General features: G+C 61.5%; 1 protein-coding gene. It reads right to left on the bottom strand.

Going from position 1 to position 265, the window contains the following annotated elements; all coding sequences use genetic code 11:
* Window positions 1-265 (bottom strand): aminotransferase class I/II-fold pyridoxal phosphate-dependent enzyme (locus SB756_RS31065; protein ID WP_410913368.1); only part of this gene is annotated, 265 nt, incomplete at both ends.

Below are 265 nucleotides of genomic sequence, written 5' to 3' on the forward strand. Positions count from 1 at the left end.
AGGGTTTGCGGCTGGAAGCACGCCAGAGCAGCATGCTGGGCCATGCTCGGCGCACTGATGTACAGGTTTTGCGCGAGTTTCTCCGGGTCGGCCACCGCGCCAGGCGGCGCCACCAGCCAGCCCAAGCGCCAGCCGGTCATGCCGAAATACTTGGAAAAACTGTTCAGCACAAAGGCTTCATCGTCCACTTCCAGCACACTGGGGGCATCCATACCGTAGGTCAGCCCGTGGTAGATCTCGTCCACCACCAAGTGGCCATGGCGTT

It is taken from the genome of Pseudomonas sp. SIMBA_068 (assembly GCF_046534705.1).
Lineage (GTDB): Bacteria > Pseudomonadota > Gammaproteobacteria > Pseudomonadales > Pseudomonadaceae > Aquipseudomonas > Aquipseudomonas putida.